Genomic DNA, 25,964 nt, shown 5'->3' with positions numbered 1-25,964 from the left:
CCCCGGCGAACACCCGCAGAACCGGGATGGCACCGGAGGGTCACCGCGTTAGGGTCCATGAATACGAGGGCAGGGGAGTCCCCGAAAGCGGCTCCAGCCCCGCAGGGAAACGTGAGACGGCCCGGCGCCGTCGTAAGACGAGCAGGTGGATACGTGACGAATCTGATGCCCTCAGCCGCCGGCGAGCCCTCCATCGGTGGCGGCCTCGGCGACCAGGTCTACAACCGACTGCTCGGCGAGCGGATCATCTTCCTCGGCCAGCCGGTCGACGACGACATCGCCAACAAGATCACCGCGCAGCTGCTGCTCCTTGCCGCCGACCCGGACAAGGACATCTTCCTGTACATCAACAGCCCGGGCGGTTCGATCACGGCCGGTATGGCGATCTACGACACCATGCAGTTCATCAAGAACGACGTGGTGACGATCGCGATGGGTCTCGCGGCCTCCATGGGACAGTTCCTGCTCAGCGCGGGCACCCCCGGCAAGCGCTTCGCGCTGCCGAACGCCGAGATCCTCATCCACCAGCCCTCCGCCGGCCTCGCCGGTTCGGCCTCGGACATCAAGATCCACGCCGAGCGGCTGCTGCACACCAAGAAGCGCATGGCGGAGCTCACCTCTCAGCACACCGGCCAGACGGTCGAGCAGATCACCCGCGACTCGGACCGCGACCGCTGGTTCGACGCGTTCGAGGCCAAGGAGTACGGCCTCATCGACGACGTCATCCCCACGGCCGCCGGCATGCCGGGCGGCGGTGGCACGGGCGCCTGAGCCATCCTCCGCCCCGAGCCGACCGCCTCAGCCCCTTTACAGGAGACACTGTGAACGACTTCCCCGGCAGCGGCCTGTACGACCGCATGCAGGCCACGCAGGACATGCGCGCCGCCGCCTCCCAGGGCCGCTACACCGGCCCGCAGGCCGAGTCCCGCTACGTCATCCCGCGCTTCGTCGAGCGCACCTCGCAGGGCGTGCGCGAGTACGACCCGTACGCGAAGCTCTTCGAGGAGCGCGTGATCTTCCTCGGCGTCCAGATCGACGACGCCTCCGCCAACGACGTCATGGCGCAGTTGCTGTGCCTGGAGTCGATGGACCCCGACCGGGACATCTCGATCTACATCAACAGCCCCGGCGGCTCCTTCACCGCGCTCACGGCCATCTACGACACGATGCAGTACGTGAAGCCGGACATCCAGACGGTGTGCATGGGCCAGGCCGCCTCCGCCGCCGCCGTCCTGCTGGCCGCCGGCACGCCGGGCAAGCGCATGGCGCTGCCGAACGCCCGTGTCCTGATCCACCAGCCGTACAGCGAGACCGGCCGCGGCCAGGTCTCCGACCTGGAGATCGCCGCCAACGAGATCCTGCGGATGCGCTCGCAGCTGGAGGAGATGCTGGCCAAGCACTCCACCACGCCGGTCGAGAAGATCCGCGAGGACATCGAGCGCGACAAGATCCTCACGGCCGAGGACACGCTGGCCTACGGCCTGATCGACCAGATCATCACCACCCGGAAGATGGACAACTCCTCTCTCCGCTAGGCGGGAGGCTGTATCGTCTGCCGCTCCTTGGCACGGTTTGACGCGATTCACGTCAAAGGGAACCGTGCCAAGGGGGGCCCGGACGAGGGGCCCGGCAAGGTACCGTCGGACATAAGGCAGCACCAGGAGTCCGCTGCGCGTTGACGCGACGTCGACGTCCAGGAGTCTCCCAGGCGAAGGGGAAGCACACCGTGGCACGCATCGGTGACGGCGGCGATCTGCTCAAGTGCTCGTTCTGCGGCAAGAGCCAGAAGCAGGTCAAGAAGCTCATCGCAGGGCCCGGTGTGTACATCTGCGACGAGTGCATCGACCTCTGCAACGAGATCATCGAGGAAGAGCTGGCGGAGACCAGCGAGGTCCGCTGGGAGGAACTCCCGAAGCCCCGCGAGATCTACGAGTTCCTCGAGAGCTACGTGGTCGGCCAGGAGGCGGCCAAGAAGGCCCTCTCCGTCGCGGTGTACAACCACTACAAGCGGGTCCAGGCCGGCGAGAACGGCGGCGCCCAAGGGCGCGAGGACGCCATCGAGTTGGCGAAGTCCAACATCCTCCTGCTGGGCCCCACGGGCTCCGGCAAGACCCTCCTCGCCCAGACCCTCGCCCGCATGCTGAACGTCCCGTTCGCGATCGCCGACGCCACGGCGCTCACCGAGGCGGGATACGTCGGCGAGGACGTCGAGAACATCCTGCTGAAGCTGATCCAGGCCGCGGACTACGACGTCAAGAAGGCCGAGACCGGGATCATCTACATCGACGAGATCGACAAGGTCGCGCGGAAGAGTGAAAACCCCTCCATCACCCGCGACGTGTCGGGCGAGGGCGTCCAGCAGGCCCTGCTGAAGATCCTCGAGGGCACCACGGCCTCCGTGCCGCCGCAAGGCGGGCGCAAGCACCCGCACCAGGAGTTCATCCAGATCGACACGACGAACGTCCTGTTCATCGTGGGCGGCGCCTTCTCGGGCCTGGAGAAGATCATCGAGGGCCGGGCCGGCGCCAAGGGCATCGGTTTCGGCGCGACGATCCGCTCCAAGCGGGAGATCGAGTCCAAGGACCAGTTCGAGCAGGTCATGCCGGAGGACCTGGTCAAGTTCGGCATGATCCCCGAGTTCATCGGCCGGCTGCCCGTCATCACCTCGGTCCACAACCTCGACCGCGAGGCGCTCCTCCAGATCCTGGTCGAGCCGCGCAACGCACTCGTCAAGCAGTACGAGCGCCTCTTCGAACTCGACGGCGTGGAGCTGGACTTCGAGCGCGAGGCCCTGGAGGCCATCGCCGACCAGGCCATCCTCCGCCAGACCGGCGCCCGCGGCCTGCGCGCCATCATGGAGGAAGTCCTCCAGGGCGTCATGTACGAGGTCCCGTCCCGCAAGGACGTGGCCCGGGTCGTCATCACCGCCGACGTGGTCCTCTCCAACGTCAACCCGACGCTCATCCCGCGGGATTCGCGGGGGCGGGGCTCCGGCGAGCAGAAGACGGCGTAGCCGCACCGTACGCACACGTGGAAGGGGCCCGGTCACTCGACCGGGCCCCTTACACGTGCGTCACGCGTCCGCGTCAGGCCTTGACGCGAACCTCCTTGCGGAGCTTGGCGGTGATCTCGGCCGCCTCGGCGGGGTCGCTCTTCTTGCCGGCCGCGATGTCCAGGAGGCTCATCGGCATCACGAAGCCGAGCGTGCTGTGGTCACCCCACACGCAGTACGTGATGGTCATCGACTTCGGCTCGTTCGCTCCGCCGTCCGAGTTGTCGACCTTGGCGTCCTGGCACTTGATGATGGCGCCGTCGAGCGAGTCGGGCTTGTACTCCTTCGGCTCGCCCTGCAGGGTGACGTCCTCGTCGCTGCCGCCCTCCTGGCTCTCCTTCTTCATGTTGGCGAACATCGCGTCGACGGCCTTCTCGGGGTCGTCGATGGTGCCGTACACGCCGCCGAACATGAGCTGCTTGCTGGCGAGCGGGTTCTCCTCGTTCTTCGCCGCGTAGGAGGCGCTCACGTCCTTGGGGTCCTTGATCCCCCACGACTCGGCGTCCTTCAGGTCGGCGGCGTCCATGGAGCCGCTGTCGCCCTCGCCCTTGTCGTACTCCCCGAGCACCTTCGCCGGAGTCGTCAGCTTGTGCGGGCCGTCGTCGGCGATGTCCGAGCCGCCGCCGCTTCCGCCGCCGCCGAACACGAAGTACGCGCCCACACCGATCGCCGCCACGACGGCGACCGCGCCGATGATGAGGCCGGTCTTCTTCTTCCCGCCGCCCGGCGCCGGGGGCTGGGGCATGCCGTAGGGCTGCTGGCCGTAGGGCGGCTGCTGGCCGTACGGGGGCTGCTGGCCGTACGGCGGTGTCTGCGGCGGGACGCCGCCCTGCTGGGGCTGCTGCGGGTAGCCGTAGCCCGGCTGCTGCGGGGGAGGCGTCTGCTGGGGGTAGCCGTAGCCGGGCTGGGGAGCCTGCGGCGGCTGCTGGCCGTACGGGCCCGGCTGGCCGTACGGTCCGGGCTGCTGGGGCTGCCCGCCGTACGGGCCCGGCTGGTTGTGACTCATTCCTGGGTTCCCCCTCAGATGCTTTACGTGGTTCTGACATCCTGACTCAGGCCTGGCGTGCGCAGGTCACCGGGGGGCGCACCGTTACAAAGGAAAGGCGTTTCGGGACAGGGCCGTGACGCCCTTAAACTGACCCCCGTGACCGAGAACTCTCAGCAGCCGCAGCCCGCACCCACCACCGAACTGCCGACCCAGTACGCGCCGGCCGAGGTAGAGGGGCAGCTGTACGAGCGCTGGGTGGAACGGGGTTACTTCGAGGCCGACGCGAAGAGCGACAAGCCGCCGTACACCGTCGTCATCCCCCCGCCGAACGTCACGGGCAGCCTGCACCTCGGGCACGCCTTCGAGCACACGCTCATCGACGCCCTCACCCGCCGCAAGCGCATGCAGGGCCACGAGACGCTGTGGCAGCCCGGCATGGACCACGCCGGCATCGCCACGCAGAACGTCCTCGAGCGCGAGCTGGGCAAGGAGGGCAAGTCCCGGCACGACCTGGGCCGGGAGGCCTTCGTCGAGCGCGTCTGGCAGTGGAAGAGCGAGTCCGGCGGGCAGATTTCCGGCCAGATGCGCCGCCTCGGCGACGGCGTCGCCTGGTCCCGTGAGCGCTTCACGATGGACGAGGGCCTCTCCCAGGCCGTCCAGACCATCTTCAAGCGGCTCTACGACGACGAGCTGATCTACCGCGCCGAGCGCATCATCAACTGGTGTCCGCGCTGCCTGACCGCGATCTCCGACATCGAGGTCGAGTACCAGGACGACGACGGCGAGCTGGTCTCCATGAAGTACGGGGAGGGTGACGAGACCATCGTCGTCGCCACCACCCGCGCGGAGACGATGCTCGGCGACACCGCCGTCGCCGTCCACCCCGAGGACGAGCGCTACAAGCACCTGGTCGGCAAGCTGATCAAGCTGCCGCTGACCGACCGCTCCATCCCGGTCGTCGCCGACGAGCACGTCGACCCCGAGTTCGGTACGGGTGCCGTCAAGGTCACCCCGGCCCACGACCCGAACGACTTCGAGATCGGCCGGCGCCACGACCTGCCCGCCATCGCGGTCATGGACGAGCACGCCGTCATCACCGCCCACGGCCCCTTCCAGGGCCTGGACCGCTTGGAGGCCCGCTCCGCCATCGTCGCCGCGCTGCGCGCCGAGGGCCGGATCGTCGCCGAGAAGCGGCCCTACGTCCACAGCGTCGGCCACTGCTCGCGCTGCAAGACCACCGTCGAGCCGCGCCTGTCCATGCAGTGGTGGGTCAAGGTCGGCCCGCTGGCCAAGGCCGCCGGTGACGCGGTCCGCGACGGCAGGGTCAAGATCCACCCGCAGGAGATGGAGAAGCGGTACTTCGACTGGGTCGACAACCTCCACGACTGGTGCATCTCGCGTCAGCTCTGGTGGGGCCACCGCATCCCCGTCTGGTACGGCCCCGAGGGCGAGGTCGTCTGCGTCGGCCCCGACGAGGAGCCGCCCAGCGGCGAGGGCTGGTACCAGGACTCCGACGTCCTGGACACCTGGTTCTCCTCCGGCCTGTGGCCGTTCTCCACGCTCGGCTGGCCCGAGCAGACCGAGTCGCTCGCGAAGTTCTACCCGAACTCCGTCCTGGTCACCGGCTACGACATCCTCTTCTTCTGGGTCGCCCGGATGATGATGTTCGGTCTCTACGCGATGGACGGGACCCCGCCGTTCCACACCATCGCCCTGCACGGCATGGTCCGTGACCAGAACGGCAAGAAGATGTCCAAGTCCTTCGGGAACGTGGTCAACCCGCTGGACTGGATGGACAAGTACGGCTCGGACGCCCTCCGCTTCACCCTCGCGCGCGGCGCCAACCCGGGCGTCGACGTCCCGATCGGCGAGGACTGGGTCCAGGGATCCCGGAACTTCGCCAACAAGATCTGGAACGCGACGCGCTTCGCACTGATGAACGGCGCGACGGTCGAGGGCCCGCTGCCGGACGCGTCGAGGATGTCCTCGACCGACCGGTGGATCCTGTCCCGGCTGAACTCGGTGGTCGCCGAGGTCGACGCGTACTACGAGGACTACCAGTTCGCGAAGCTCTCCGACGCCCTGTTCCACTTCGCCTGGGACGAGGTCTTCGACTGGTACGTCGAGCTGTCCAAGACCACCTTCCAGGCGGGCGGCGAGGCCGCCGAGGTCTCCAAGCGGGTCCTGGGCGAGGTCCTGGACGTGACGCTGCGTCTCCTGCACCCGATCGTGCCCTTCGTCACCGAGACGCTGTGGACGACGCTGACCGGTGGCGAGTCGGTCGTCATCGCCGAGTGGCCGCAGGACTCGGGCTTCCGGGACGCGGACGCCGAGCGGGAGATCGGGACCGTCCAGTCGGTGATCACCGAGGTCCGGCGCTTCCGTGCCGACCAGGGGCTCCAGCCCGGCCAGCGGGTTCCGGCCCGGCTGACCCTCGCGGGCAGCGCGCTCGCGGCGCACGAGGCGGCCGTCCGGCAGCTGCTGCGGCTCCAGCCGGAGGGCGACGGTTTCGCCGCGACGGCGACGCTGCCGGTCGCGGGCGTCGAGGTGGCCCTCGACCTCTCCGGGGTCATCGACTTCGCCGCCGAGCGCAAGCGGCTGGCGAAGGATCTCGCAGCGGCGGAGAAGGAGAAGGCCCAGGCGAACGCCAAGCTTGGCAACGAGGCGTTCCTCGCCAAGGCTCCGGATCACGTCGTGGACAAGATCCGGGGGCGCCTCGCCAAGGCGGACGAGGACATCACCCGCATCGCCACCCAGCTGGAAAGGCTGCCGGAGGCGTAGCCGCCGATACGTCAACGAAGGTCCCCGGAGCATTCTTGCGCCGGGGACCTTCGTTACCTAGGGGCGCGGGGAACTGCGCGACCAGCCACGACGGCGCTGCACTCGCTGCCAGACACAAGCCACCCCGCACCGTCGGTGCCCCGCAGGGCATCGCGCAGCCCGGCGCTGACGGGGTGCCGCCGCGCCCACCCTCCCCCACTCTCGGCTGCGCTCGAGCGGGGGGACCCCCATCGCCCCAGGCGGCACGACTGCCCGCGGTTACGGGGGGCGGGGTACGTAGACTGGTCCCCGTGAGCGACAACCCCGGCGAGAACGACCAGCCCGACCCCTCCGACCTCACCAGCGACTTCGACGAGATCATCGCGGCGGAGACCACCCGCGACCCCGACCTCGCCGTCATCGAGGCCGGCAGCCGCACCCTGCGCACCCAGGGCGGCCCCCCGCAGGCCGACGTCCCCGGGCGCCCCGAGGATCCCGAGGTGGACGCGGCCCTGCGTGCCGTCGAGACGGAGCTGGCGACCCGCTGGGGCGAGACCAAGCTGGAGCCGTCCGTCGCGAGGATCGCCGCGCTGATGGACGTCCTGGGCGAGCCACAGCGCTCGTACCCCTCCATCCACATCACCGGGACCAACGGCAAGACCTCCACCGCCCGCATGATCGAGGCCCTGCTCGGCGCCTTCGAGCTGCGCACCGGGCGGTACACCTCGCCGCACGTGCAGTCGATCACCGAGCGGATCAGCCTGGACGGGGCGCCGATCTCCGCCGAGCGGTTCGTCGAGACGTACGACGACATCAAGCCGTACGTCGAGATGGTCGACGCGCAGCAGGAGTACCGGCTGTCGTTCTTCGAGGTGCTCACCGGCATGGCGTACGCGGCCTTCGCCGACGCGCCCGTGGACGTGGCCGTCGTCGAGGTCGGGATGGGCGGCTCCTGGGACGCCACCAACGTCATCGACGGGGACGTCGCCGTCGTCACCCCCATCGACCTGGACCACACCGACCGGCTCGGCGAGACGCCCGGCGAGATCGCGGTCGAGAAGGCCGGCATCGTCAAGCAGGACGCCACCGTGATCCTGGCCCAGCAGCCGGTGGACGCGGCGCAGGTGATGCTGAAGAAGGCCGTGGACGTCAACGCCACCGTGGCCCGTGAGGGGCTGGAGTTCGGCGTCGTCGCCCGTGAGGTCGCCGTCGGCGGGCAGCTGGTGACGCTGCGCGGGCTCGGCGGCGAGTACACCGAGGTCTACCTGCCCCTGCACGGCGCCCACCAGGCGCACAACGCGGCGGTCGCGCTGGCCGCCGTCGAGGCGTTCTTCGGCGTCGGCGCACAGCGTCCCGATCCGCTGGACGTCGACACCGTGCGCAAGGCCTTCGCCTCCGTCGCCTCGCCGGGGCGGATGGAGGTGGTCCGGCGCTCGCCGACCGTGGTCCTGGACGCCGCGCACAACCCGGCCGGTGCCCGGGTCACCGCCGAGGCGGTGGGGGAGGCCTTCCAGTTCAGCCGGCTCATCGGCGTGGTCGGCACCAGCGGCGACAAGAACGTACGGGGGCTGCTGGAAGCCTTCGAGCCGGTCTTCGCCGAGGTCGTCGTCACCCAGAACTCCAGCCACCGCGCGATGGACGCCGACGAGCTGGCGGCGATCGCCGTCGAGGTCTTCGGCGAGGACCGCGTCCAGGTCGAGCCGCGGCTGCCGGACGCCCTGGAGGCCGCGATCACGCTGGCCGAGGAGGAGGGCGAGTTCGCGGGCGGCGGTGTGCTCGTCACCGGTTCCGTCATCACCGTCGGCGAGGCCCGACTGCTCCTGAGGAGGGGCTGAGAAACCGTGCGTACGCTCTGTGCTTCGACGCTGATCGGCGAGTTCTTCGTGATCGGCTTCGCCGGCCTCGTCGCCATGAAGGACCCGGACCTGTCCATGGCGACGGTGTGGACGGTCAGCGGGATCGCGATGTTCCTCAGCGTGCTGCTGTGCGGGGTCATCACCCGGCCCGGCGGCGTCGCCCTCGGCTGGGCGCTGCAGGTCGCGCTGATCGCCGCCGGTCTCGTCGTGCCGACCATGTACTTCCTGGGCGCGATCTTCGCCGCCCTGTGGTGGGCGTCCGTCCACTACGGGCGGAAGATCGACGAGGCGAAGGCGAGGTTCGCGGCCCAGGCCGAGGCCTCGGCGGCATCCGCGCCCGACCCCGCCTGAAAGCGCCGGACGAGGCCGGCCCCGTCTGACTGACGCTGCGTGACGGGTGTCGCGACACGCCGGGTAACCTCAGTCATCACCCGCACGACCGCACATCTCGCACATCGCCAAGGAGCCCCTCGTGACCCAGCGCAGCCTCGTCCTCCTCAAGCCCGACGCCGTCCGTCGTGGCCTGACCGGCGAGATCATCAGCCGTATCGAGCGCAAGGCCGGCTGGCAGATCACCGCGCTGGAACTGCGCACCCTGGACTCCGAGACGCTGGAGCAGCACTACGGCGAGCACAAGGGCAAGCCGTTCTACGAGCCGCTGGTGGAGTTCATGGCGTCCGGGCCGGTCGTGGCGATGGTCGTCGAGGGCGAGCGGGTCATCGAGGGCGTGCGCGCCCTGGCCGGCCCGACCGACCCGATCGCCGCCGCCCCCGGCTCCATCCGCGGGGACTACGGCGTGATCGTCCGGGAGAACCTGATCCACGCCTCCGACTCCGAGGAGTCCGCCGAGCGCGAGCTGAAGATCTTCTTCCCGGGCCGGGTCTGATCCGTCTCCGGGACACGCCGGAGAAGCTTTTTTTCTGACACCGCGTCAGTCGAATGGACCGGGCACAGCCGGGGCGGTCGCGTAAAAGCGACCGCCCTGTGGCATATGCGCGCCTGTTCGGGGGAACGGATCCCACCGTTGGCCCGTCTCCACAAGCGAGGCGGTGCGCCATCTGCTGACAATGGCGAAGACCCTCGCGCAGTGTTCGCGAAAGCGCGTCTACGATGGAAGCCTCCACGCGTCACTGCACCCACTTCGCCTACCTGAAAAGCCCTCAAAAGCTCCTGGGAAGGCCAGTCGAATCCTGATGGGGAACTCAATGTCGTTCATCGGCCGTGACATGGCTGTCGACCTCGGGACCGCCAACACGCTGGTGTACGTCAGGGGTCGCGGGATCGTACTCAACGAGCCGTCCGTCGTCGCGATCAACACCAACACCGGTGGCATCCTCGCGGTCGGCGCCGAAGCGAAGAAGATGATCGGGCGCACGCCCGGCAACATCGTTGCCGTGCGCCCGCTGAAGGACGGCGTCATCGCCGACTTCGAGATCACCGAGCGGATGCTCCGCTACTTCATCCTGAAGATCCACAAGCGGCGGTATCTGGCTCGGCCGCGGGTCGTCGTCTGTGTGCCCTCGGGCATCACCGGCGTCGAGCGCCGCGCCGTCATCGAGGCGTCGTCCCAGGCCGGCGCCCGACAGGTGCACATCATCGAGGAGCCCATGGCCGCGGCCATCGGCTCCGGCCTGCCGGTCCACGAGGCCACGGGCAACATGGTGGTGGACATCGGCGGCGGCACCACGGAGGTCGCGGTCATCTCGCTCGGCGGCATCGTCACGGCCCAGTCCATCCGCGTCGCGGGTGACGAGCTGGACAACGCGATCATCCAGCACGTGAAGAAGGAGTACAGCCTTCTGCTGGGTGAGCGCACGGCCGAACAGATCAAGATCACGATCGGTTCGGCGTACGACCTCGACTCCGACGAGCACACCGAAATCCGCGGCCGAGACCTCGTCTCCGGGCTGCCCAAGACCGTCGTCATCTCCGCCGGCGAAGTGCGCAAGGCGATCGAAGAGCCGGTCAACGCCATCGTCGACGCCGTCAAGACGACCCTCGACAAGTGCCCGCCGGAGCTGTCCGGCGACATCATGGACCGGGGCATCGTCCTGACCGGCGGCGGCGCGCTGCTGCGCGGGCTCGACGAACGGCTGCGCCGGGAGACCGGGATGCCGATCCACATCGCCGAGGACCCGCTCGACAGCGTGGCGCTCGGCAGCGGCAAGTGCGTCGAGGAGTTCGAGGCGCTCCAGCAGGTGCTGGACGCCTCGCCCCGCAGATGACGTAACACTTCGGTTCCGCCGTACGAGACGATCTCCTCTCGTGCGGCGGATCGTTGATATAGAGGGTTCCGGTACCGGATGCGCGGGAAGCGCGCGATGCGCTGCACACGCCCGACGTACCGAATCACCTGAATTCCTGAACACCGCCACGTACATTCCGAGATTCCCGAATTTCGACGAGGAAGGCACGGCCGCCGCACGTGAGGGACACGAAAGAGAGCCGGCTGCTCCTGGTGCTGCTGATCGCCATCGCGTTCGCACTGATCACGGTGGACATCCGCGGTGGGGAGGACTCACCGGTCGACGGTGCCCGGCAGGCCGCCGCCAACGTCTTCGGTCCGATCGAGAACGGGGTCTCCTCCGCGGTCGACCCGGTCGGCAACGCCGTCTCCGCGATCCGCGACTCCGGCGACCGCCACGACCGGCTCGCCGAACTGGAGACGCAGAACGCGGCCCTGAAGGCGAAGCTCGGCAGCGACGAGCGCGGTCGCAGCCGGCTCAAGCAGTTCGACAAGATGCTCGGACTGGCCGGAGCCGGGCAGTACGGCATCAAGGGCGCCCAGGTCATCGCCATAGGAGCGGCCCAGGGCTTCTCCTGGACGATCACCATCGACGCGGGCGCCAACGACGGCGTGAAGCGCGACATGACCGTCCTCAACGGCGACGGCCTCGTCGGACGCGTGACCACCGTCGGCCCGAACAGCGCCACCGTGCTGCTCGCCAACGACCCCGACTTCACCGTCGGCACCCGGATGGAGTCCGGCGACGAACTCGGCTTCGCCTCCGGCCAGGGCAGCCGCCCCCTGCGCGTCGAACTCCTCAACGGCAAGGCCGACGTCAAGAAGGGCGACCGCCTCGTCACCTTCGGCTCTCAGGCCGACAAGCCGTTCGTGCCCGGCGTCCCCGTCGGCACCATCACCCGCGTCGACCCCAACGGCGGCGACCTGACCCGCATCCTCGACGTCACGCCGTTCGTCAGCTTCACCAAGCTCGACATCGTCGGCGTCGTCGTCCAGGCCCCGGCGAAGGACCCGCGCGACACGGTGCTCCCGGAGAAGAAGCAGCCGAAGCCCACGCCCACCGTCACGGTCACCGTGACCCCCGGGGCCGACCCCGAGGGCGCCCAGAACGACGAGGCCGGGCAGAACGACGCGACCGGCCAGGACGACACGGCCGGGCAGAACGACGCCACCGGCCAGAACGATGCCACCGGCCAGAACGACCAGACCGAGCAGCAGAACGAGCAGACCGAGCCGTAGGAGCCTTCACCCCATGCGCGTCAACCGGATCCTGCTGTCCGTCGCCCTCGTCGTCGTCGCCCTGGTGATCCAGGTGAGCGTCCTCGCCCGCCTCCACCTGCCCGGCGCCGTCCCCGACCTGCTGCTGCTCACCGTCCTCGGCCTCGCCCTGGTCTACGGCCACGTCGGCGGCGCCCTCGTCGGCTTCGGCGCCGGACTCCTCGCCGACCTCGCCCCGCCCGCCGACCACGCCGCCGGCCGCTACGCCCTGGTGCTCTGCGTCATCGGCTACCTCGCCGGCCTCGCCAAACCCGACAACGGGCGGCTCCGCTCGGCCACTGGCCCCATGGTCGTCGTGGTCGCCGCCGCCATCGGCACCACCCTGCTCTACGCCGGCGTCGGCGCCCTCGTCGGGGACACCGCCGCCCGCCATGTCGGCCTGCCCAGCCTGCTGTTCACGGCCGCCCTCTACGACCTGCTGCTCGCGCCCTTCGTCGTCCCCGGCATCATGGCGCTCGCCCGGCGCGCCGAGCACGACCCGCTGGCCGACACCAACTCCGCCGCCCAGAGCCCCGACATCTCCTCCGGCTGGTTCTCCGGAGGCACCGGCCTGCGCATCGGCAGACAGCGCAACGCGCTGCGGGTGAAGACGGCCCGCGCCCGCGTGGCCCGCGCGGGGCGCATCAAGGGGGTCAAGCGGCTGTGACGGCACCCCAGCGGCACACCAGTACACACTTCGTCAGGGGGAGGCAGCAGTGACCCCCCCACCCGTCGCCCACCACCACCCTCGACCGGATGGGCTGCGCCCATGACTAACATCCCCGAGACCGGCCGCAGCACCCGCGTCCAGACCCGGCTCGTCGTCATCCAGATCCTCGTCCTCTCCCTCCTCGCCACCCTCGGCGGCCGACTCTGGTACCTCCAGATCCGCCAGGGCGACGAGTACGCCGCGGAGGCCTCCGGCAACCACGTCCAGCAGGTCGTCCAGCCCGCCACCCGCGGCTCGATCCTGGACGCCCGGGGCGTCGCCCTCGCGGACAACGAGACCCGGCTGGTCGTCTCCGCCTCCCGCACCGAACTGCTGAAGATGAAGGACGACGGCAAGGCCGTCCTCACCAAACTCGCCGGCGTCCTCGGCATGAAGCCCCAGGACGTCATGGACAAGGTCCGGCTCTGCGACGCCAAGACCCCCCAGCCCTGCTGGAACGGCTCGCCCTACCAGCCGATCCCCGTCACCGACGAGGCCACCGTCAAGCAGGCCCTGCAGATCCGCGAGCGCGCCGAGGACTTCCCCGGCATCACCGCCGAACCTATGGCCGTACGCCGCTACGCCGCCCCCGGCAAGTCCAACACCGCCCAGGTCCTCGGCTACCTCTCGCCGGTCACCGACGAGGAACTCCAGAAGGCCCAGGACACCGACTCGCCCTACCTGCGCTCCGACCAGGTCGGCCGCTCCGGACTGGAACGCCAGTACGACAAGGCGCTGCGCGGCGAGGCCGGTGTCACGCGCTACGAGGTCGACAACCTCGGCCGCGTCATCGGCGAGGCCGAGTCCGACGCCGGCACCCCCGGCTCCAACCTCGTCACCAGCATCGACTCCCGGGTCCAGCGGGTCGCCGAGTACGAGCTGAACGAGGCAATGAAGGCCGCCCGCAAGGAGATGGACCGCAACACCAACCGGACCTACGAGGCCGACGCCGGTGCCGTCGTGGTGATGGAGGCCAAGACCGGCCGCGTCGTCGCCATGGCCTCCAACCCCGACTACGACCCCAACGCCTGGGTCGGCGGCATCTCCGCCAAGGACTACAAGAAGCTCACCGGCAAGGAGTCCAACTACCCGCTGCTCAACCGCGCCACCCAGGGCCAGGCCGCCCCCGGCTCCATCTTCAAGGTGGTCTCCTCGGCCGCCGCGGTCGAGGCGGGCTACGACTTCGACGGCAACTACGACTGCTCCAGCGCCTACGACGTCGGCGGCCAGGTCTTCAAGAACTTCGAGTCGGCCAACGAGGGCATGATCAGCATCGGCCGCGCCCTCGAGCTCTCCTGCGACACCGTCTTCTACCGCCTGTCCCACCAGGAGTGGAAGAAGGACGGCGGGATGAACCCCAAGAACCCCCACGACTACTTCTACAAGGCCGCCCACCAGTTCGGCCTCGGCGCCAAGACCGGCATCGACCTGCCCAACGAGGTCACCGGCCGCGTCCCCGACCGCCAGTGGAAGCAGGACTACTGGCAGGCCAACAAGGACGCCTGGTGCAAGTCCGGCAAGAAGGACGGCTCCTACGTCGAGAAGATCGCGTACGAGAACTGCCTCGAAGGCAACAAGATGCGCGCCGGTGACTCCATCAACTACTCCATCGGCCAGGGCGACACCCTCGTCACCCCCATCCAGATGGCCACCATCTACTCAGCCATCTCCAACGGCGGCACCCTCTACGACCCGACCATCGGCAAGGCCGTCGTCAGCCCCGACGGCAAGCAGGTCCAGGAGATCAAGCCCACGTCGCACGGCAAGCTGCCCATAAGCAAGGCCACCCGGGCCAAGATGGACGAGGCCCTCGCCGGCGTCGCCAGCCGCGGTACCGCCGCCTGGCGGTTCGCCCAGGTCGGCTGGCCGCAGGAGAAGATCCCGATGCACGCCAAGACCGGTACCGCCGAGGTCTACGGCAAGCAGACGACGTCCTGGTTCGCGACGTACACCAAGGACTACTCGATCGTCATGACGATCTCCCAGGGCGGCACCGGCTCCGGCGCCTCGGGACCCGCCGTCCGCAACATCTACGACGCGCTCTACGGCGTCTCCGACGACGGCGACATCGACCCGAAGAAGGCCCTGCTGCCCAAGCCCCAGGCGAGCCTCCCGAAGATCAAGACGGACGGCACCATCCTCTCCCCGAAGGTGCCGAAGGACATCGTCAAGGAACTCCAGCCCGACGAGAAGGCCTCCCCGGACGAGGAGTACGCCCCCGTCGAGGAGGGCGACCAGCCGGCGACCGTCCCCAACCAGAACGGGGAGAACCGCGACACCCGCCGCCGGCGACGGCGCGGCGGCGCACGGCGCGGTACCCGGCGCGGCGGCAACGGAAGAAGCCGGGGGGCACGCGCATGACCGGCAACAGCTTCCAGGTCTCCGGATACGGCCCGGAGAAGGCCGGCTGGACCCGCCTCCTCGCCCGGGACTCGATGGCCCGGCGCCTCGACTGGCCGATACTGCTGGCCGCCGTGGCCCTGTCGCTGCTGGGCTCGCTGCTCGTCTACTCCGCGACCCGCAACCGCACCGAACTCAACCAGGGCGACCAGTACTACTTCCTCACCCGGCACCTGCTGAACACCGGCATCGGCCTCGCCCTGATGGTCGGAGTCGTCTGGCTCGGCCACCGCGCCCTGCGCACCGCCGTGCCGGTCCTCTACGGCGCGTCCGTCTTCCTGATCCTGCTGGTGCTCACCCCGCTCGGCTCGACCATCAACGGCGCCCACTCCTGGATCAAGCTCCCCGGCGGCTTCTCCCTGCAGCCCTCGGAGTTCGTGAAGATCACGATCATCCTGGGCATGGCGATGCTGCTGGCCGCACGCGTCGACGCGGGGGACCGGCCCCACCCCGACCACCGCACCGTGCTCCAGGCCCTGGGCCTGGCCACCGTGCCCATGCTGATCGTGATGCTCATGCCCGACCTCGGGTCGGTCATGGTCATGGTCATCATCGTGCTCGGCATCCTGCTCGCCTCCGGAGCCAGCAACCGCTGGATCTTCGGGCTGCTCGGCGCCGGCACCGCCGGAGCCCTCGCCGTGTGGCAGCTCGGCATCCTGGACGACTACCAGATCGCCCGGTTCGCCGCCTTCGCCAACCCCGCCCTCGACCCCGCGGGCGTCGGCTACAACACCAACCAGGCCCGCATCGCCATCGGCTCCGGCGGCCTCACCGGCTCCGGCCTCTTCCACGGCTCGCAGACCACCGGCCGCTTCGTCCCCGAGCAGCAGACCGACTTCGTCTTCACCGTCGCCGGCGAGGAACTGGGCTTCCTCGGCGCGGGCCTCATCATCGCCCTGCTCGGCGTGGTCCTCTGGCGCGCCTGCAGGATCGCCCGCAGCACCCCGGACCTGTACGGGACGGTCGTCGCCGCCGGGATCGTGGCGTGGTTCGCCTTCCAGGCCTTCGAGAACGTCGGCATGACACTCGGCATCATGCCGGTCACCGGCCTGCCCCTGCCCTTCGTGTCCTACGGCGGCTCGTCCATGTTCGCCGTCTGGACGGCGGTGGGGCTGCTCCAGTCGATCACCGTGCAGCGGCCGATGTCGGCGTAGTACGGCGCTCGGGCGTGGCGGTGCGGCACCCGAGGGGCGAGCGGTAAGGGGGACCGTCCCGGCCGGGTTAGGCTGGATGGTCCCCCTTGTCAGCACACAAAGGTCCCGTGAGATGCCTGCCGAAGCCACCCAGGCCGCCGAGTCCGTGTTTCCGCAGCTCGAAGCCCTGCTGCCGCATGTGCAGAAGCCGATCCAGTACGTCGGCGGAGAGCTGAACTCCACGGTCAAGGACTGGGAATCCTGCGACGTCCGCTGGGCCCTGATGTACCCCGACGCCTACGAGGTCGGCCTGCCCAACCAGGGCGTCATGATCCTCTACGAGGTACTCAACGAGCAGCAGGGCGTCCTGGCCGAGCGCACCTACAGCGTCTGGCCGGACCTCGAGGAGCTGATGCGGGAGCACTCCGTCCCGCAGTTCACGGTGGACAGTCACCGCCCGGTCGGCGCCTTCGACGTCTTCGGCCTCTCCTTCTCCACGGAGCTGGGCTACACCAACATGCTCACCGCCCTGGACCTGGCGGGCATCCCGCTGGAGGCGAAGGACCGCGGCATCGACGACCCGATCGTCCTGGCCGGCGGCCACGCCGCCTTCAACCCCGAGCCGATCGCCGACTTCATCGACTGCGCCGTCATCGGCGACGGCGAGCAGGCCGTCCTGGAAGTCACCGCGATCATCCGTGCCTGGAAGGCCGAGGGCCGCCCGGGGGGCCGCGAGGAGCTCCTGCTCCGCCTGTCCAGGACCGGCGGCGTCTACGTCCCCGGCTTCTACGACGTCGAGTACCTGCCCGACGGCCGTATCGCCCGCGTCGTACCCAACCGCTCCGGCGTCCCGTGGCGGGTCAGCAAGCACACCGTCATGGACCTCGACGAGTGGCCCTACCCCAAGCAGCCCCTCGTCCCGCTCGCCGAGACCGTCCACGAGCGCATGTCGGTGGAGATCTTCCGCGGCTGCACCCGGGGCTGCCGCTTCTGCCAGGCCGGCATGATCACCCGCCCGGTCCGCGAGCGTTCCATCACCGGCATCGGCGAGATGGTCGACAAGGGCCTGAAGGCCACGGGCTTCGAGGAGGTCGGCCTGCTCTCCCTCTCCTCCGCCGACCACACGGAGATCGCCGACGTCGCCAAGGGCCTCGCCGACCGGTACGAGGAGGACAAGATCGGCCTGTCCCTCCCCTCCACCCGCGTCGACGCCTTCAACATCGACCTGGCCAACGAGCTGACCCGCAACGGCCGCCGCTCCGGCCTCACCTTCGCCCCGGAGGGCGGCTCCGAGCGCATCCGCAAGGTCATCAACAAGATGGTCTCGGAGGACGACCTCATCCGCACCGTGGCGACCGCCTACGGCAACGGCTGGCGCCAGGTGAAGCTGTACTTCATGTGCGGCCTGCCCACCGAGACCGACGACGACGTCCTGCAGATCGCCGACATGGCCACCCGGGTCATCGCCAAGGGCCGCGAGGTCTCCGGCTCCGGCGACATCCGCTGCACCGTCTCCATCGGCGGCTTCGTCCCCAAGCCCCACACCCCCTTCCAGTGGGCCCCCCAACTGTCGGCGGAGGAGACGGACGCCCGCCTCCAGAAGCTCCGTGACAAGATCCGCGGCGACAAGAAGTACGGCCGCTCCATCGGCTTCCGCTACCACGACGGCAAGCCCGGCATCGTCGAGGGCCTCCTCTCCCGCGGAGACCGCCGCCTCGGCGCCGTCATCCGCGCCGTCTACGACGACGGCGGCCGCTTCGACGGCTGGCGCGAGCACTTCTCCTACGACCGCTGGATGGCCTGCGCCGACAAGGCCCTGGAGCCCACCGGCGTCGACGTCGACTGGTACACCACCCGCGAGCGCGGCTACGAGGAGGTCCTGCCCTGGGACCACCTGGACTCCGGCCTCGACAAGGAGTGGCTCTGGGAGGACTGGCAGGACGCCCTCGACGAGACCGAGGTCGACGACTGCCGCTGGACGCCGTGCTTCGATTGCGGGGTGTGCCCCGCCATGGACACGACAATTCAGGTCGGCCCGACCGGCAAGAAGCTGCTGCCGCTGACCGTGGTCGAGTAGGGGCGCTCGGCGCGACGCCGCGGGATCCGGAAGGGGTTCCGCGGCGTCCTCGTGTTCGTGGTGGATCTGGAGAAGGCGCCCGTGGCGCGGCCGCAGGGGGAACCGGGGCCTGGGGTGGACGCCGAAGGGTGTCTGGCCGTGGCGGTCCGGATTCCGGTGCGGATCGTCGTGCTCGTGCTGGTCGTGCCGGTGCGGGTGGCGTGGGACGCGCTGGTCGTCGTGGGACGGTTCCTGCGGGAGGCCGTGCTGCGGCCCGTCGGACGGGTGCCGGCGCGGCTCGGGCGGGCCGTCTTCGTGTCTCTCCGTACGGCAGGCCCGTGCCGACGTGCGCCGGATGCTGTTCGGGGGGCCCGCCGAGCGGCAGCCGGTGGACCGGAGGGAACCATCCGCCGCCGAGGCACGTACTCTTGGTAGCAGTACGACCGCTCTCACGAAGGACTGAACGACACTGGGCAAGCGACAGCCCGTAGGCCCGCCGCCCGTTCCCGCGGTGCAGCGCATCCGACTGCGTTACACCAAGCGCGGCCGCCTCCGGTTCACCAGCCACCGTGACTTCCAGCGCGCCTTCGAGCGTGCGCTGCGCCGCGCCGAGGTGCCGATGGCGTACTCGGCGGGGTTCACCCCGCACCCGAAGGTGTCGTACGCCAATGCCGCACCCACCGGCACGGGCAGTGAGGCGGAGTACCTGGAGATCGCGCTCACCGAGGCGCGCGACCCGGAGCGGCTGAGGCTGCTCCTCGACGAGTCGCTGCCCGCCGGGCTCGACGTCGTCGACGCGGTCGAGGCCCGGACCTCCGGGCTCGCCGACCGGCTGACGGCCTCCGTGTGGGAGCTGCGGCTGGAAGGTGTGGAGCCCGCCGAGGCCGAGAGGGCCGTCGCGGCCTTCGACGCGGCCCCGGCGGTGGAGGTGCAGCGCCGTACGAAGAACGGCGTCCGCACCTTCGACACCCGCTCCGCCGTCGCGCATCTGGAGTGCGTCACCACGCACGGTTCACCGGCTGATAGGCCGAGCGACCGGCCCTGTGCGATACTGCGGCTGGTTGTTCGGCACGTGACGCCTGCCGTACGACCCGACGACGTCCTGTCCGGTCTTCGCGCCGTGGCCGACCTGGCGCCGCCGGTCCCCGCAGCGGTGACCAGGCTGGCGCAGGGGCTGTTCGATGAAGAGACCGGTGCGGTGACCGACCCGCTCGCGCCCGACCGCGAGGCGGAAGCGCCCGAGCCGCAACCGGCCGCCGCTTCCGCCGCCGCGAAGGCGCCGGCGTAAGGAAGGTTCCGCCAGGGACTACGTCGTAGCGCCGCCCTCGAACTCGGGAGCCACCTGGGTCGGGCAGCGCACCGACCACAAGACTTTCGCCAGGCCGTGCACGACAAGGGGTACGGAACCGGCGAGACAAGACACGGATGAGCTTCCGAGCGGCGCCCGCGCCCCGGACGGCGGCGACCGCGCACCGCGCGAGCCGCGGACGTCACCGGCGGTCGACATGTCGATGCCGGACCAGGCGCGGCGCCCGGGAGCCTGACGGGAGAAACCCCCGCATGCTCGAACCGACCGAATCCAACGAGTCGTCGACCACCTCGACGGACTCCGAGTCGAACACCCCCAGCGACACCCTGCCGCCGCGCCGTCGGCGCAGGGCCGCGTCCCGCCCGGCGGGTCCGCCGTCCGGCGGCTCCGAGGCGCCGGCGGAGACCGTCGCGCCGGCCGAGTCGGCCCCCGCCGAGGTGGCCGAGGTGGCCGAGCCGTCTCCGGAGCCCGCGGCTCCCGCGCGGCCGCGGCGCCGTGCCGTACGTCGCGCCTCCGCGCCCGCCGGGGCTCCCGCGGCGGTGGAGGAGGCCGAGACCGTCGTGCCCGCCACCCCCGCCGCCGAGACGCCGGCGCCGGAGCAGACCGATGAGCCTGCCGAGAGCGCCGCGCCCAAGGGGCGTACCCGGCGTCGTGCCACGCGCAGCGTGACCTCGTCCGCCGAGCCGGCCGCCGCCGCGGCCCCCGAGCCCGTCGAGGCGCCAGCGCCCGCCGCGGAGGAGCCCGAGGCCGAGGCCGAGAGCGCCGCGCCCAAGGGCCGGACCCGGCGTCGTGCCACACGCCGCGTGTCCGCCCCGGCCGAGGCGCCCGTCGAGGCCGCCGCCGAGACCGGCGAGCCCGAGGCCGCCGCGCAGGCCCCCGAGCCCGCGAAGACCACGAAGTCCGCCGCGCCCGCCGTCTCCGCCGCGCCGGCCGAGACCGGGGAGTCCGACGACGCCGCTCCGCGTCGTGCGCGCCGCCGGTCCACCCGTAAGGCCGCATCCGGTTTCGCCGCCCCGGCGCAGACCGCCGCCGCGTCCGACGAGGCGGACGCGCCCAAGCGCCCGTCGCGTCCCGCGGTCGCCGTGTTCCAGGCGCCCGTGTTCGCCGAGCCCCAGTTCCAGACGCCCGAGCGGGCCGCGGCCGAGGCCGCCGCCGAGGCGGCCGGTGCCGAGCCGGCGAAGCCGGACGAGGGGAGCGCGCAGGCCCCGGAGGAGCAGCCCGCCGGCTCGCGCCGCCGCCGCAAGCGCCGGGGTGCCGCCGCCGAGGAGGCCGCCGAGGAGCGGGCCACCGCCGCCGTCACCCGGAGCGAGCCCGAGGCCGAGCCCCAGGCCGCCGACGAGACCGAGGCCGAGGCCGACTCCGACGCGTCGGGCGACGACCACGACGACGCCGAGGGCTACGAGGAGTCCGGCTCGCGCCGTCGCCGTCGCCGGGGCGGCCGTCGTCGCCGCCGGGGCGACGCGGCCGACGGCGACCTGACGGACGGCGAGGTCGAGCACACCGCGGCCGAGCAGGCCGCCCAGGACGCCGAGGACACCGCCGAGCAGGCGGAGGAGGACGCCGAGGAGGGCGAGGAGCCCTCCGGCGAGGGCGGCGGTTCCAGCAGCAGCCGGCGCCGCCGTCGCCGTCGCCGCCGGGCCGGGGACGGCTCCGGCGAGGGCGACTCCTCCACCGACGACCCCGAGCGCACCGTCGTCAAGGTCCGCGAGCCGCGGCCCGCGCGGGAGAAGAGCGAGCCGTCCGACGAGGTGCAGTCCATCAAGGGCTCGACCCGTCTGGAGGCCAAGAAGCAGCGCCGCCGGGAGGGCCGCGAGCAGGGCCGCCGGCGCGTGCCGATCATCACCGAGGCCGAGTTCCTGGCCCGCCGCGAGGCCGTCGAGCGCGTCATGGTCGTCCGCCAGCACGGCGAGCGCACCCAGATCGGCGTCCTGGAGGACGGGGTGCTCGTCGAGCACTACGTCAACAAGGAGCAGGCCACCTCGTACGTCGGCAACGTCTACCTCGGCAAGGTGCAGAACGTGCTGCCGTCGATGGAGGCCGCCTTCATCGACATCGGCAAGGGCCGCAACGCCGTCCTGTACGCCGGTGAGGTCAACTTCGAGGCGCTGGGCATGGCGGGCGGCCCGCGGCGCATCGAGTCCGCCCTCAAGTCCGGCCAGTCGGTCCTCGTGCAGGTCACCAAGGACCCGATCGGCCACAAGGGCGCCCGTCTGACCAGTCAGGTCTCGCTGCCCGGCCGCTACCTGGTCTACGTGCCCGAGGGCTCGATGACCGGCATCAGCCGCAAGCTGCCCGACACCGAGCGTTCCCGCCTGAAGAGCATCCTGAAGAAGATCGTCCCCGAGGACGCGGGCGTCATCGTGCGCACCGCCGCCGAGGGCGCCAGCGAGGACGAGCTGCGCCGCGACGTCGAGCGGCTCCAGGCGCAGTGGGAGGAGATCCAGAAGAAGGCCAAGAGCGGCAGCTCCAGCGCGCCCACGCTGCTGTACGGCGAGCCGGACATGACCGTCCGGGTCGTGCGCGACATCTTCAACGAGGACTTCTCCAAGGTCGTCGTCAGCGGCGACGAGGCCTGGCAGACCATCCACGGGTACGTGTCCCACGTGGCGCCGGACCTCGCCGAGCGGCTGTCCAGGTGGACCAGCGAGGTCGACGTCTTCGCCACGTACCGGATCGACGAGCAGCTCGCCAAGGCGCTGGACCGCAAGGTCTGGCTGCCCAGCGGTGGTTCGCTGGTGATCGACCGGACCGAGGCGATGATCGTCGTCGACGTCAACACCGGCAAGTTCACCGGTCAGGGCGGCAACCTCGAGGAGACGGTCACCAGGAACAACCTGGAGGCGGCCGAGGAGATCGTGCGCCAGCTGAGGCTGCGCGACCTCGGCGGCATCATCGTCATCGACTTCATCGACATGGTGCTGGAGTCCAACCGGGACCTGGTGCTGCGGCGTCTGCTGGAGTGCCTGGGACGGGACCGGACCAAGCACCAGGTGGCCGAGGTGACCTCGCTGGGCCTCGTGCAGATGACCCGCAAGCGGGTCGGCCAGGGTCTGCTGGAGTCGTTCTCGGAGACCTGCGTCCACTGCAACGGCCGCGGTGTCATCGTCCACCTCGACCAGCCCTCGTCGGCCGGTGGCGGCGGCGGTGGCAAGCGCCGCAAGCGGGCGCGGGCCGGGGCCGAGCAGCCGCACGAGCACGAGGCCGTCGCCGGGGTCGAGACCGGCCCGACGCCGGAGCAGGAGGCGGACGCCGAGTCCGAGTCCGAGGTGGCCGCCGAGGTGGCCGAGCCGGTCGCCCTCCCGGCGCCCGACTTCAGCGCGGACGAGGAGCTGTACAGCAGCGCCGCCGAGGCCGAGGCCGCCGCCACGCGCGGTCGCGGCCGGCGCCGTGCGAGCCGTCGGGCGTCCGCCCCGGCGGGTGCGCCCAAGGCCGCGAAGGCCGGGACGGCGAGGACCGAGGAGGCGAAGGCCGAGGCCGCGCCCGCCGAGGAGCCGACGGCCCAGGACGTCACGGTGAAGGAAGAGGTCGAGCGTCCCGTGCGGCGCGAGCCCGCCGCCGAGGTGCTGGCCGAACCCGCCGCCGTCGAGGACGCCGTCTCCGGCGCGCCGGCTCCGGCCGAGTCCCCGGCGCCCGCGTCGGACGAGGCCGCGCCCAAGGGCCGTACCCGCCGCCGGGCCACCCGGAAGGTGTCCGCACCGGCCGGTTCGCCCGAGGGCGCCGAGGCCGCCGTGCTGACGGTCCCGGAGACCGCGGCCACGGTGTCCGGGCAGCAGCCCGAGCCCGAGCAGGCACCGCAGGCCCCGGCCGTCGCCGAGGCCGCCGAGAGCGAGGCCCCGGCCCGTCCGCGGCGCCGCGCGGTGCGCAAGCCCACCACCTCCACCGCGTCCGAGGAGGCGGCCGTCACGGTCGTCCCGTCGGCGGCGGCCGAGGAGGCGCCGGACGCGGGGCCCGAGGCCGAAGAGGCGGCCCCGGCCAAGAAGGCGGCGGCCCGCAAGACGGCCAAGAAGGCGACGGCGAAGAAGGCCGCCGCCAAGAAGACCGCGGCCAAGAAGACGACGACCGCCAAGAAGACCGCGGCCAAGAAGGCGGCCAAGACGACGACCGCCAAGAAGGCCACGGCCAAGAAGACGGCGTCGAAGAAGACCGCGGCGGCCGCCCAGCAGGCACCGTCGTCGGTCACGGCCGCCACCGACGAGGGCTGATCCGGCACCTGTCGCAAAACGTGTGGCCCCGTCCGTCCGGACGGGGCCACACGTTTCCCCGGCCGCCCTCCGGCGCATCATCCAACGACAGCCGGGTGGTCCCGGCGAGGAGAGGAGACGACCACGTGCCGGTACTGACCAGGCTCATCCCCTCGCCACTCGTCGTGGACGTGCGGCCGGGCGCCCTGGACGACCTGGCGAGCGTCCTCGCGGACCAGCGGATCTCGCAGTCCGGGATGCTGGCCGTGGCGATCAGCAACGGCTCGGGGACGCGGCTGCGCAGGCGGCTGGAGCCGTCCCTGCCCGGCGCCGACTGGTTCGAGGTCGGCGGCGGCACGATCGACGACGCGGTGCGGCTGGCCGACGGCATGAAGTCGGGGCGCTACGACGCGGTCGTCGGTCTCGGCGGCGGCAAGGTCATCGACTGCGCCAAGTTCGCCGCGGCACGCGTGGGGCTGCCCATGGTCGCGGTGGCCACCAACCTGTCCCACGACGGCATCTGCTCGCCGGTCTCGATCCTCGACAACGACGCGGGCCGCGGCTCGTACGGCGTGCCGACGCCCATCGCGCTCGTCGTCGACCTCGCGGTGATCCGCGAGGCGCCGATCCGCTTCGTGCGCTCCGGGATCGGCGACGCCGTCTCCAACGTCTCCGCGGTGGCCGACTGGGAGCTGGCCCACCGGGTCACCGGCGAGAAGGTCGACGGCCTCGCCGCCGCCCTCGCCCGGCAGGCCGGGGAGGCCGTGCTGCGCCATCCCGGCGGCTGCGGCGACGACGGGTTCCTGACCGTGCTGACCGAGGGCCTGGTGCTGTCCGGGATCGCCATGACCATCGCCGGGCACACCCGGCCCTCGTCCGGCGCCTGCCACGAGATCAGCCACGCCCTGGACCTGCTGTACCCGGGGCGCGCGGCCAGCCACGGCGAGCAGGTGGGCATCGGCGCGGCCTTCGCGACGTACCTGCGCGGCGACCGGGAGGGCTCCCTGCTGATGGCGGAGACGCTGCGCCGGCACGGGCTGCCGGTGGTGGCCCGGGAGATCGGGTTCGGCGACGACGAGTTCGTACGGGCCGTGGGGTTCGCGCCGCAGACCCGGCCCGGCCGGTACACGATCCTGGAGCACCTCGACCTGTCGCCCGCGCGGGCGGGGGAGGCGTACGCCGAGTACGCCGCGGCGGTCTCCGGTTGACGCCGCAGGCCCGGTTTGACCCCTGTCGTGCGGCCCCGTAATCTTGACCGTCGGCGTGTCGACTGACGCGTCACATCCCCGTAAACCTCTTTCCTTCCGGGTCGTGTGCCCTCGCGGGCTCCGGCCGGGAGAGGCCGTCCGTGTGTCATCGGGCGGCTGGACTGCGGGGGTGCCGTTCCAGAGCGAGAGAGTGAGATCCGCGTGTACGCCATCGTGCGCAGCGGTGGTCGCCAGCACAAGGTTGCTGTCGGCGACATCGTTGAGGTTGACAAGATTTCCACCGCCCAGGTCGGCGACACGGTCGAGCTCTCGACCCTGCTCGTCGTCGACGGCGACGCTGTGACCAGCGACCCGTGGGTGCTGGCCGGCATCAAGGTCCAGGCCGAGGTCGTGGACCACCACAAGGGCCAGAAGATCGACATTCTGCGCTACAAGAACAAGACCGGCTACCGCCGTCGTCAGGGCCACCGCCAGCAGTACACGGCGATCAAGGTCACTGAGATCCCCGCGGCTGCGAAGTAAGGGACTGAGAAGACATGGCACACAAGAAGGGCGCATCGTCCACCCGGAACGGTCGCGACTCGAATGCCCAGCGGCTCGGTGTGAAGCGCTTCGGCGGTCAGGCCGTCAACGCGGGTGAGATCCTGGTCCGCCAGCGTGGCACCCACTTCCACCCGGGCGCCGGTGTCGGCCGCGGTGGCGACGACACGCTGTTCGCCCTGCAGGCCGGTGCGGTGCAGTTCGGCACCCACCGCGGCCGCAAGGTCGTGAACATCGTCCCGGTCGCCTGACCGGACACTTTCGCGAGGC

The 25,964-nt window shown here is 70.8% G+C and carries 19 protein-coding genes and 1 pseudogene; 19 read left to right on the top strand and 1 reads right to left on the bottom strand.

The features are described 5' to 3' along the window. Positions 1 to 165 precede the first annotated feature (165 nt). The 3 genes from ACIQFU_RS00820 to clpX all read left to right on the top strand — a co-directional run bounded on the left by ACIQFU_RS00820 (position 166) and on the right by clpX (position 3,013). Positions 166 to 771, top strand: coding sequence for an ATP-dependent Clp protease proteolytic subunit (locus ACIQFU_RS00820; protein ID WP_051005918.1), 606 nt, complete (start codon positions 166 to 168; stop codon positions 769 to 771). A gap of 50 nt (positions 772 to 821) precedes the next feature. After that, on the top strand, positions 822 to 1,535 hold the full coding sequence (locus tag ACIQFU_RS00815) for an ATP-dependent Clp protease proteolytic subunit (RefSeq protein WP_402547957.1): 714 nt from the start codon (positions 822 to 824) through the stop codon (positions 1,533 to 1,535). Positions 1,536 to 1,726: 191 nt separating this feature from the next. Further along, on the top strand, positions 1,727 to 3,013 hold the full coding sequence (gene clpX, locus ACIQFU_RS00810) for an ATP-dependent Clp protease ATP-binding subunit ClpX (RefSeq protein WP_164251065.1): 1,287 nt from the start codon (positions 1,727 to 1,729) through the stop codon (positions 3,011 to 3,013). Between the two features lie 73 nt (positions 3,014 to 3,086). Here the strand turns inward: clpX and ACIQFU_RS00805 are convergent, their stop codons facing one another. Next, positions 3,087 to 4,058 (bottom strand): hypothetical protein, encoded by a 972-nt coding sequence (locus ACIQFU_RS00805; protein ID WP_402547955.1) that lies wholly within the window; start codon positions 4,056 to 4,058, stop codon positions 3,087 to 3,089. Positions 4,059 to 4,196: 138 nt separating this feature from the next. Between ACIQFU_RS00805 and ACIQFU_RS00800 the strand changes: the two genes are divergently transcribed. From ACIQFU_RS00800 to rpmA, 16 genes and pseudogenes are all read left to right on the top strand, one after another. Continuing rightward, a complete protein-coding gene (locus tag ACIQFU_RS00800) occupies positions 4,197 to 6,821 on the top strand; it encodes a valine--tRNA ligase (RefSeq protein WP_402547954.1) in 2,625 nt (874 codons plus the stop codon). Between the two features lie 290 nt (positions 6,822 to 7,111). After that, on the top strand, positions 7,112 to 8,635 hold the full coding sequence (locus tag ACIQFU_RS00795; RefSeq protein WP_402547952.1) for a bifunctional folylpolyglutamate synthase/dihydrofolate synthase: 1,524 nt from the start codon (positions 7,112 to 7,114) through the stop codon (positions 8,633 to 8,635). A gap of 6 nt (positions 8,636 to 8,641) precedes the next feature. Next, the gene (locus ACIQFU_RS00790) at positions 8,642 to 9,007 is read left to right on the top strand and encodes a DUF4233 domain-containing protein (RefSeq protein ID WP_402547951.1); all 366 of its coding nucleotides are present in this window, start codon (positions 8,642 to 8,644) and stop codon (positions 9,005 to 9,007) included. A gap of 121 nt (positions 9,008 to 9,128) precedes the next feature. After that, complete coding sequence (gene ndk, locus ACIQFU_RS00785; protein WP_402547949.1) at positions 9,129 to 9,542, top strand: nucleoside-diphosphate kinase; 414 nt, start codon at positions 9,129 to 9,131, stop codon at positions 9,540 to 9,542. Between the two features lie 319 nt (positions 9,543 to 9,861). Then, positions 9,862 to 10,881 (top strand): rod shape-determining protein, encoded by a 1,020-nt coding sequence (locus tag ACIQFU_RS00780; protein ID WP_059302343.1) that lies wholly within the window; start codon positions 9,862 to 9,864, stop codon positions 10,879 to 10,881. Between the two features lie 200 nt (positions 10,882 to 11,081). Then, positions 11,082 to 12,140 carry a rod shape-determining protein MreC gene (gene mreC, locus ACIQFU_RS00775; RefSeq protein ID WP_402547947.1) on the top strand — a complete coding sequence of 353 codons (1,059 nt, stop codon included), beginning with the start codon at positions 11,082 to 11,084 and terminating at the stop codon, positions 12,138 to 12,140. A gap of 13 nt (positions 12,141 to 12,153) precedes the next feature. Beyond that, positions 12,154 to 12,825: a rod shape-determining protein MreD gene (gene mreD / locus ACIQFU_RS00770; protein ID WP_402547946.1), complete on the top strand. Its 672-nt coding sequence runs from the start codon at positions 12,154 to 12,156 to the stop codon at positions 12,823 to 12,825. A 102-nt stretch (positions 12,826 to 12,927) separates the two neighbouring features. Beyond that, complete coding sequence (gene mrdA / locus ACIQFU_RS00765; protein WP_402547945.1) at positions 12,928 to 15,228, top strand: penicillin-binding protein 2; 2,301 nt, start codon at positions 12,928 to 12,930, stop codon at positions 15,226 to 15,228. Continuing rightward, a complete protein-coding gene (rodA, locus tag ACIQFU_RS00760) occupies positions 15,225 to 16,421 on the top strand; it encodes a rod shape-determining protein RodA (RefSeq protein WP_402547944.1) in 1,197 nt (398 codons plus the stop codon). The genes mrdA and rodA overlap by 4 nt, the downstream gene beginning before the upstream one ends. Positions 16,422 to 16,533: 112 nt before the next feature. Continuing rightward, the gene (locus ACIQFU_RS00755) at positions 16,534 to 18,477 is read left to right on the top strand and encodes a TIGR03960 family B12-binding radical SAM protein (RefSeq protein WP_402547943.1); all 1,944 of its coding nucleotides are present in this window, start codon (positions 16,534 to 16,536) and stop codon (positions 18,475 to 18,477) included. Between the two features lie 60 nt (positions 18,478 to 18,537). Further along, positions 18,538 to 18,774: pseudogene (locus ACIQFU_RS00750) on the top strand (hypothetical protein); the annotation flags it as partial. A gap of 193 nt (positions 18,775 to 18,967) precedes the next feature. After that, positions 18,968 to 19,744 carry a TIGR03936 family radical SAM-associated protein gene (locus tag ACIQFU_RS00745; RefSeq protein WP_402547941.1) on the top strand — a complete coding sequence of 259 codons (777 nt, stop codon included), beginning with the start codon at positions 18,968 to 18,970 and terminating at the stop codon, positions 19,742 to 19,744. Positions 19,745 to 20,016: 272 nt separating this feature from the next. After that, positions 20,017 to 23,967, top strand: a complete 3,951-nt coding sequence (locus ACIQFU_RS00740) for a ribonuclease E/G (protein WP_402547939.1) — start codon at positions 20,017 to 20,019, stop codon at positions 23,965 to 23,967. Between the two features lie 125 nt (positions 23,968 to 24,092). Continuing rightward, on the top strand, positions 24,093 to 25,154 hold the full coding sequence (locus ACIQFU_RS00735) for an iron-containing alcohol dehydrogenase family protein (RefSeq protein ID WP_402547937.1): 1,062 nt from the start codon (positions 24,093 to 24,095) through the stop codon (positions 25,152 to 25,154). Positions 25,155 to 25,355: 201 nt separating this feature from the next. Further along, the gene (gene rplU, locus ACIQFU_RS00730; RefSeq protein ID WP_007449531.1) at positions 25,356 to 25,676 is read left to right on the top strand and encodes a 50S ribosomal protein L21; all 321 of its coding nucleotides are present in this window, start codon (positions 25,356 to 25,358) and stop codon (positions 25,674 to 25,676) included. A gap of 14 nt (positions 25,677 to 25,690) precedes the next feature. Next, a complete protein-coding gene (gene rpmA / locus ACIQFU_RS00725; protein WP_003976205.1) occupies positions 25,691 to 25,945 on the top strand; it encodes a 50S ribosomal protein L27 in 255 nt (84 codons plus the stop codon). Positions 25,946 to 25,964 lie beyond the last annotated feature (19 nt).

Source organism: Streptomyces sp. NPDC093065, from assembly GCF_044754585.1.
Taxonomy (GTDB): domain Bacteria; phylum Actinomycetota; class Actinomycetes; order Streptomycetales; family Streptomycetaceae; genus Streptomyces.
The sequence above is the reverse complement of the archived record's forward strand: the minus strand, read 5'-3'. Positions and strand labels throughout refer to the sequence as shown.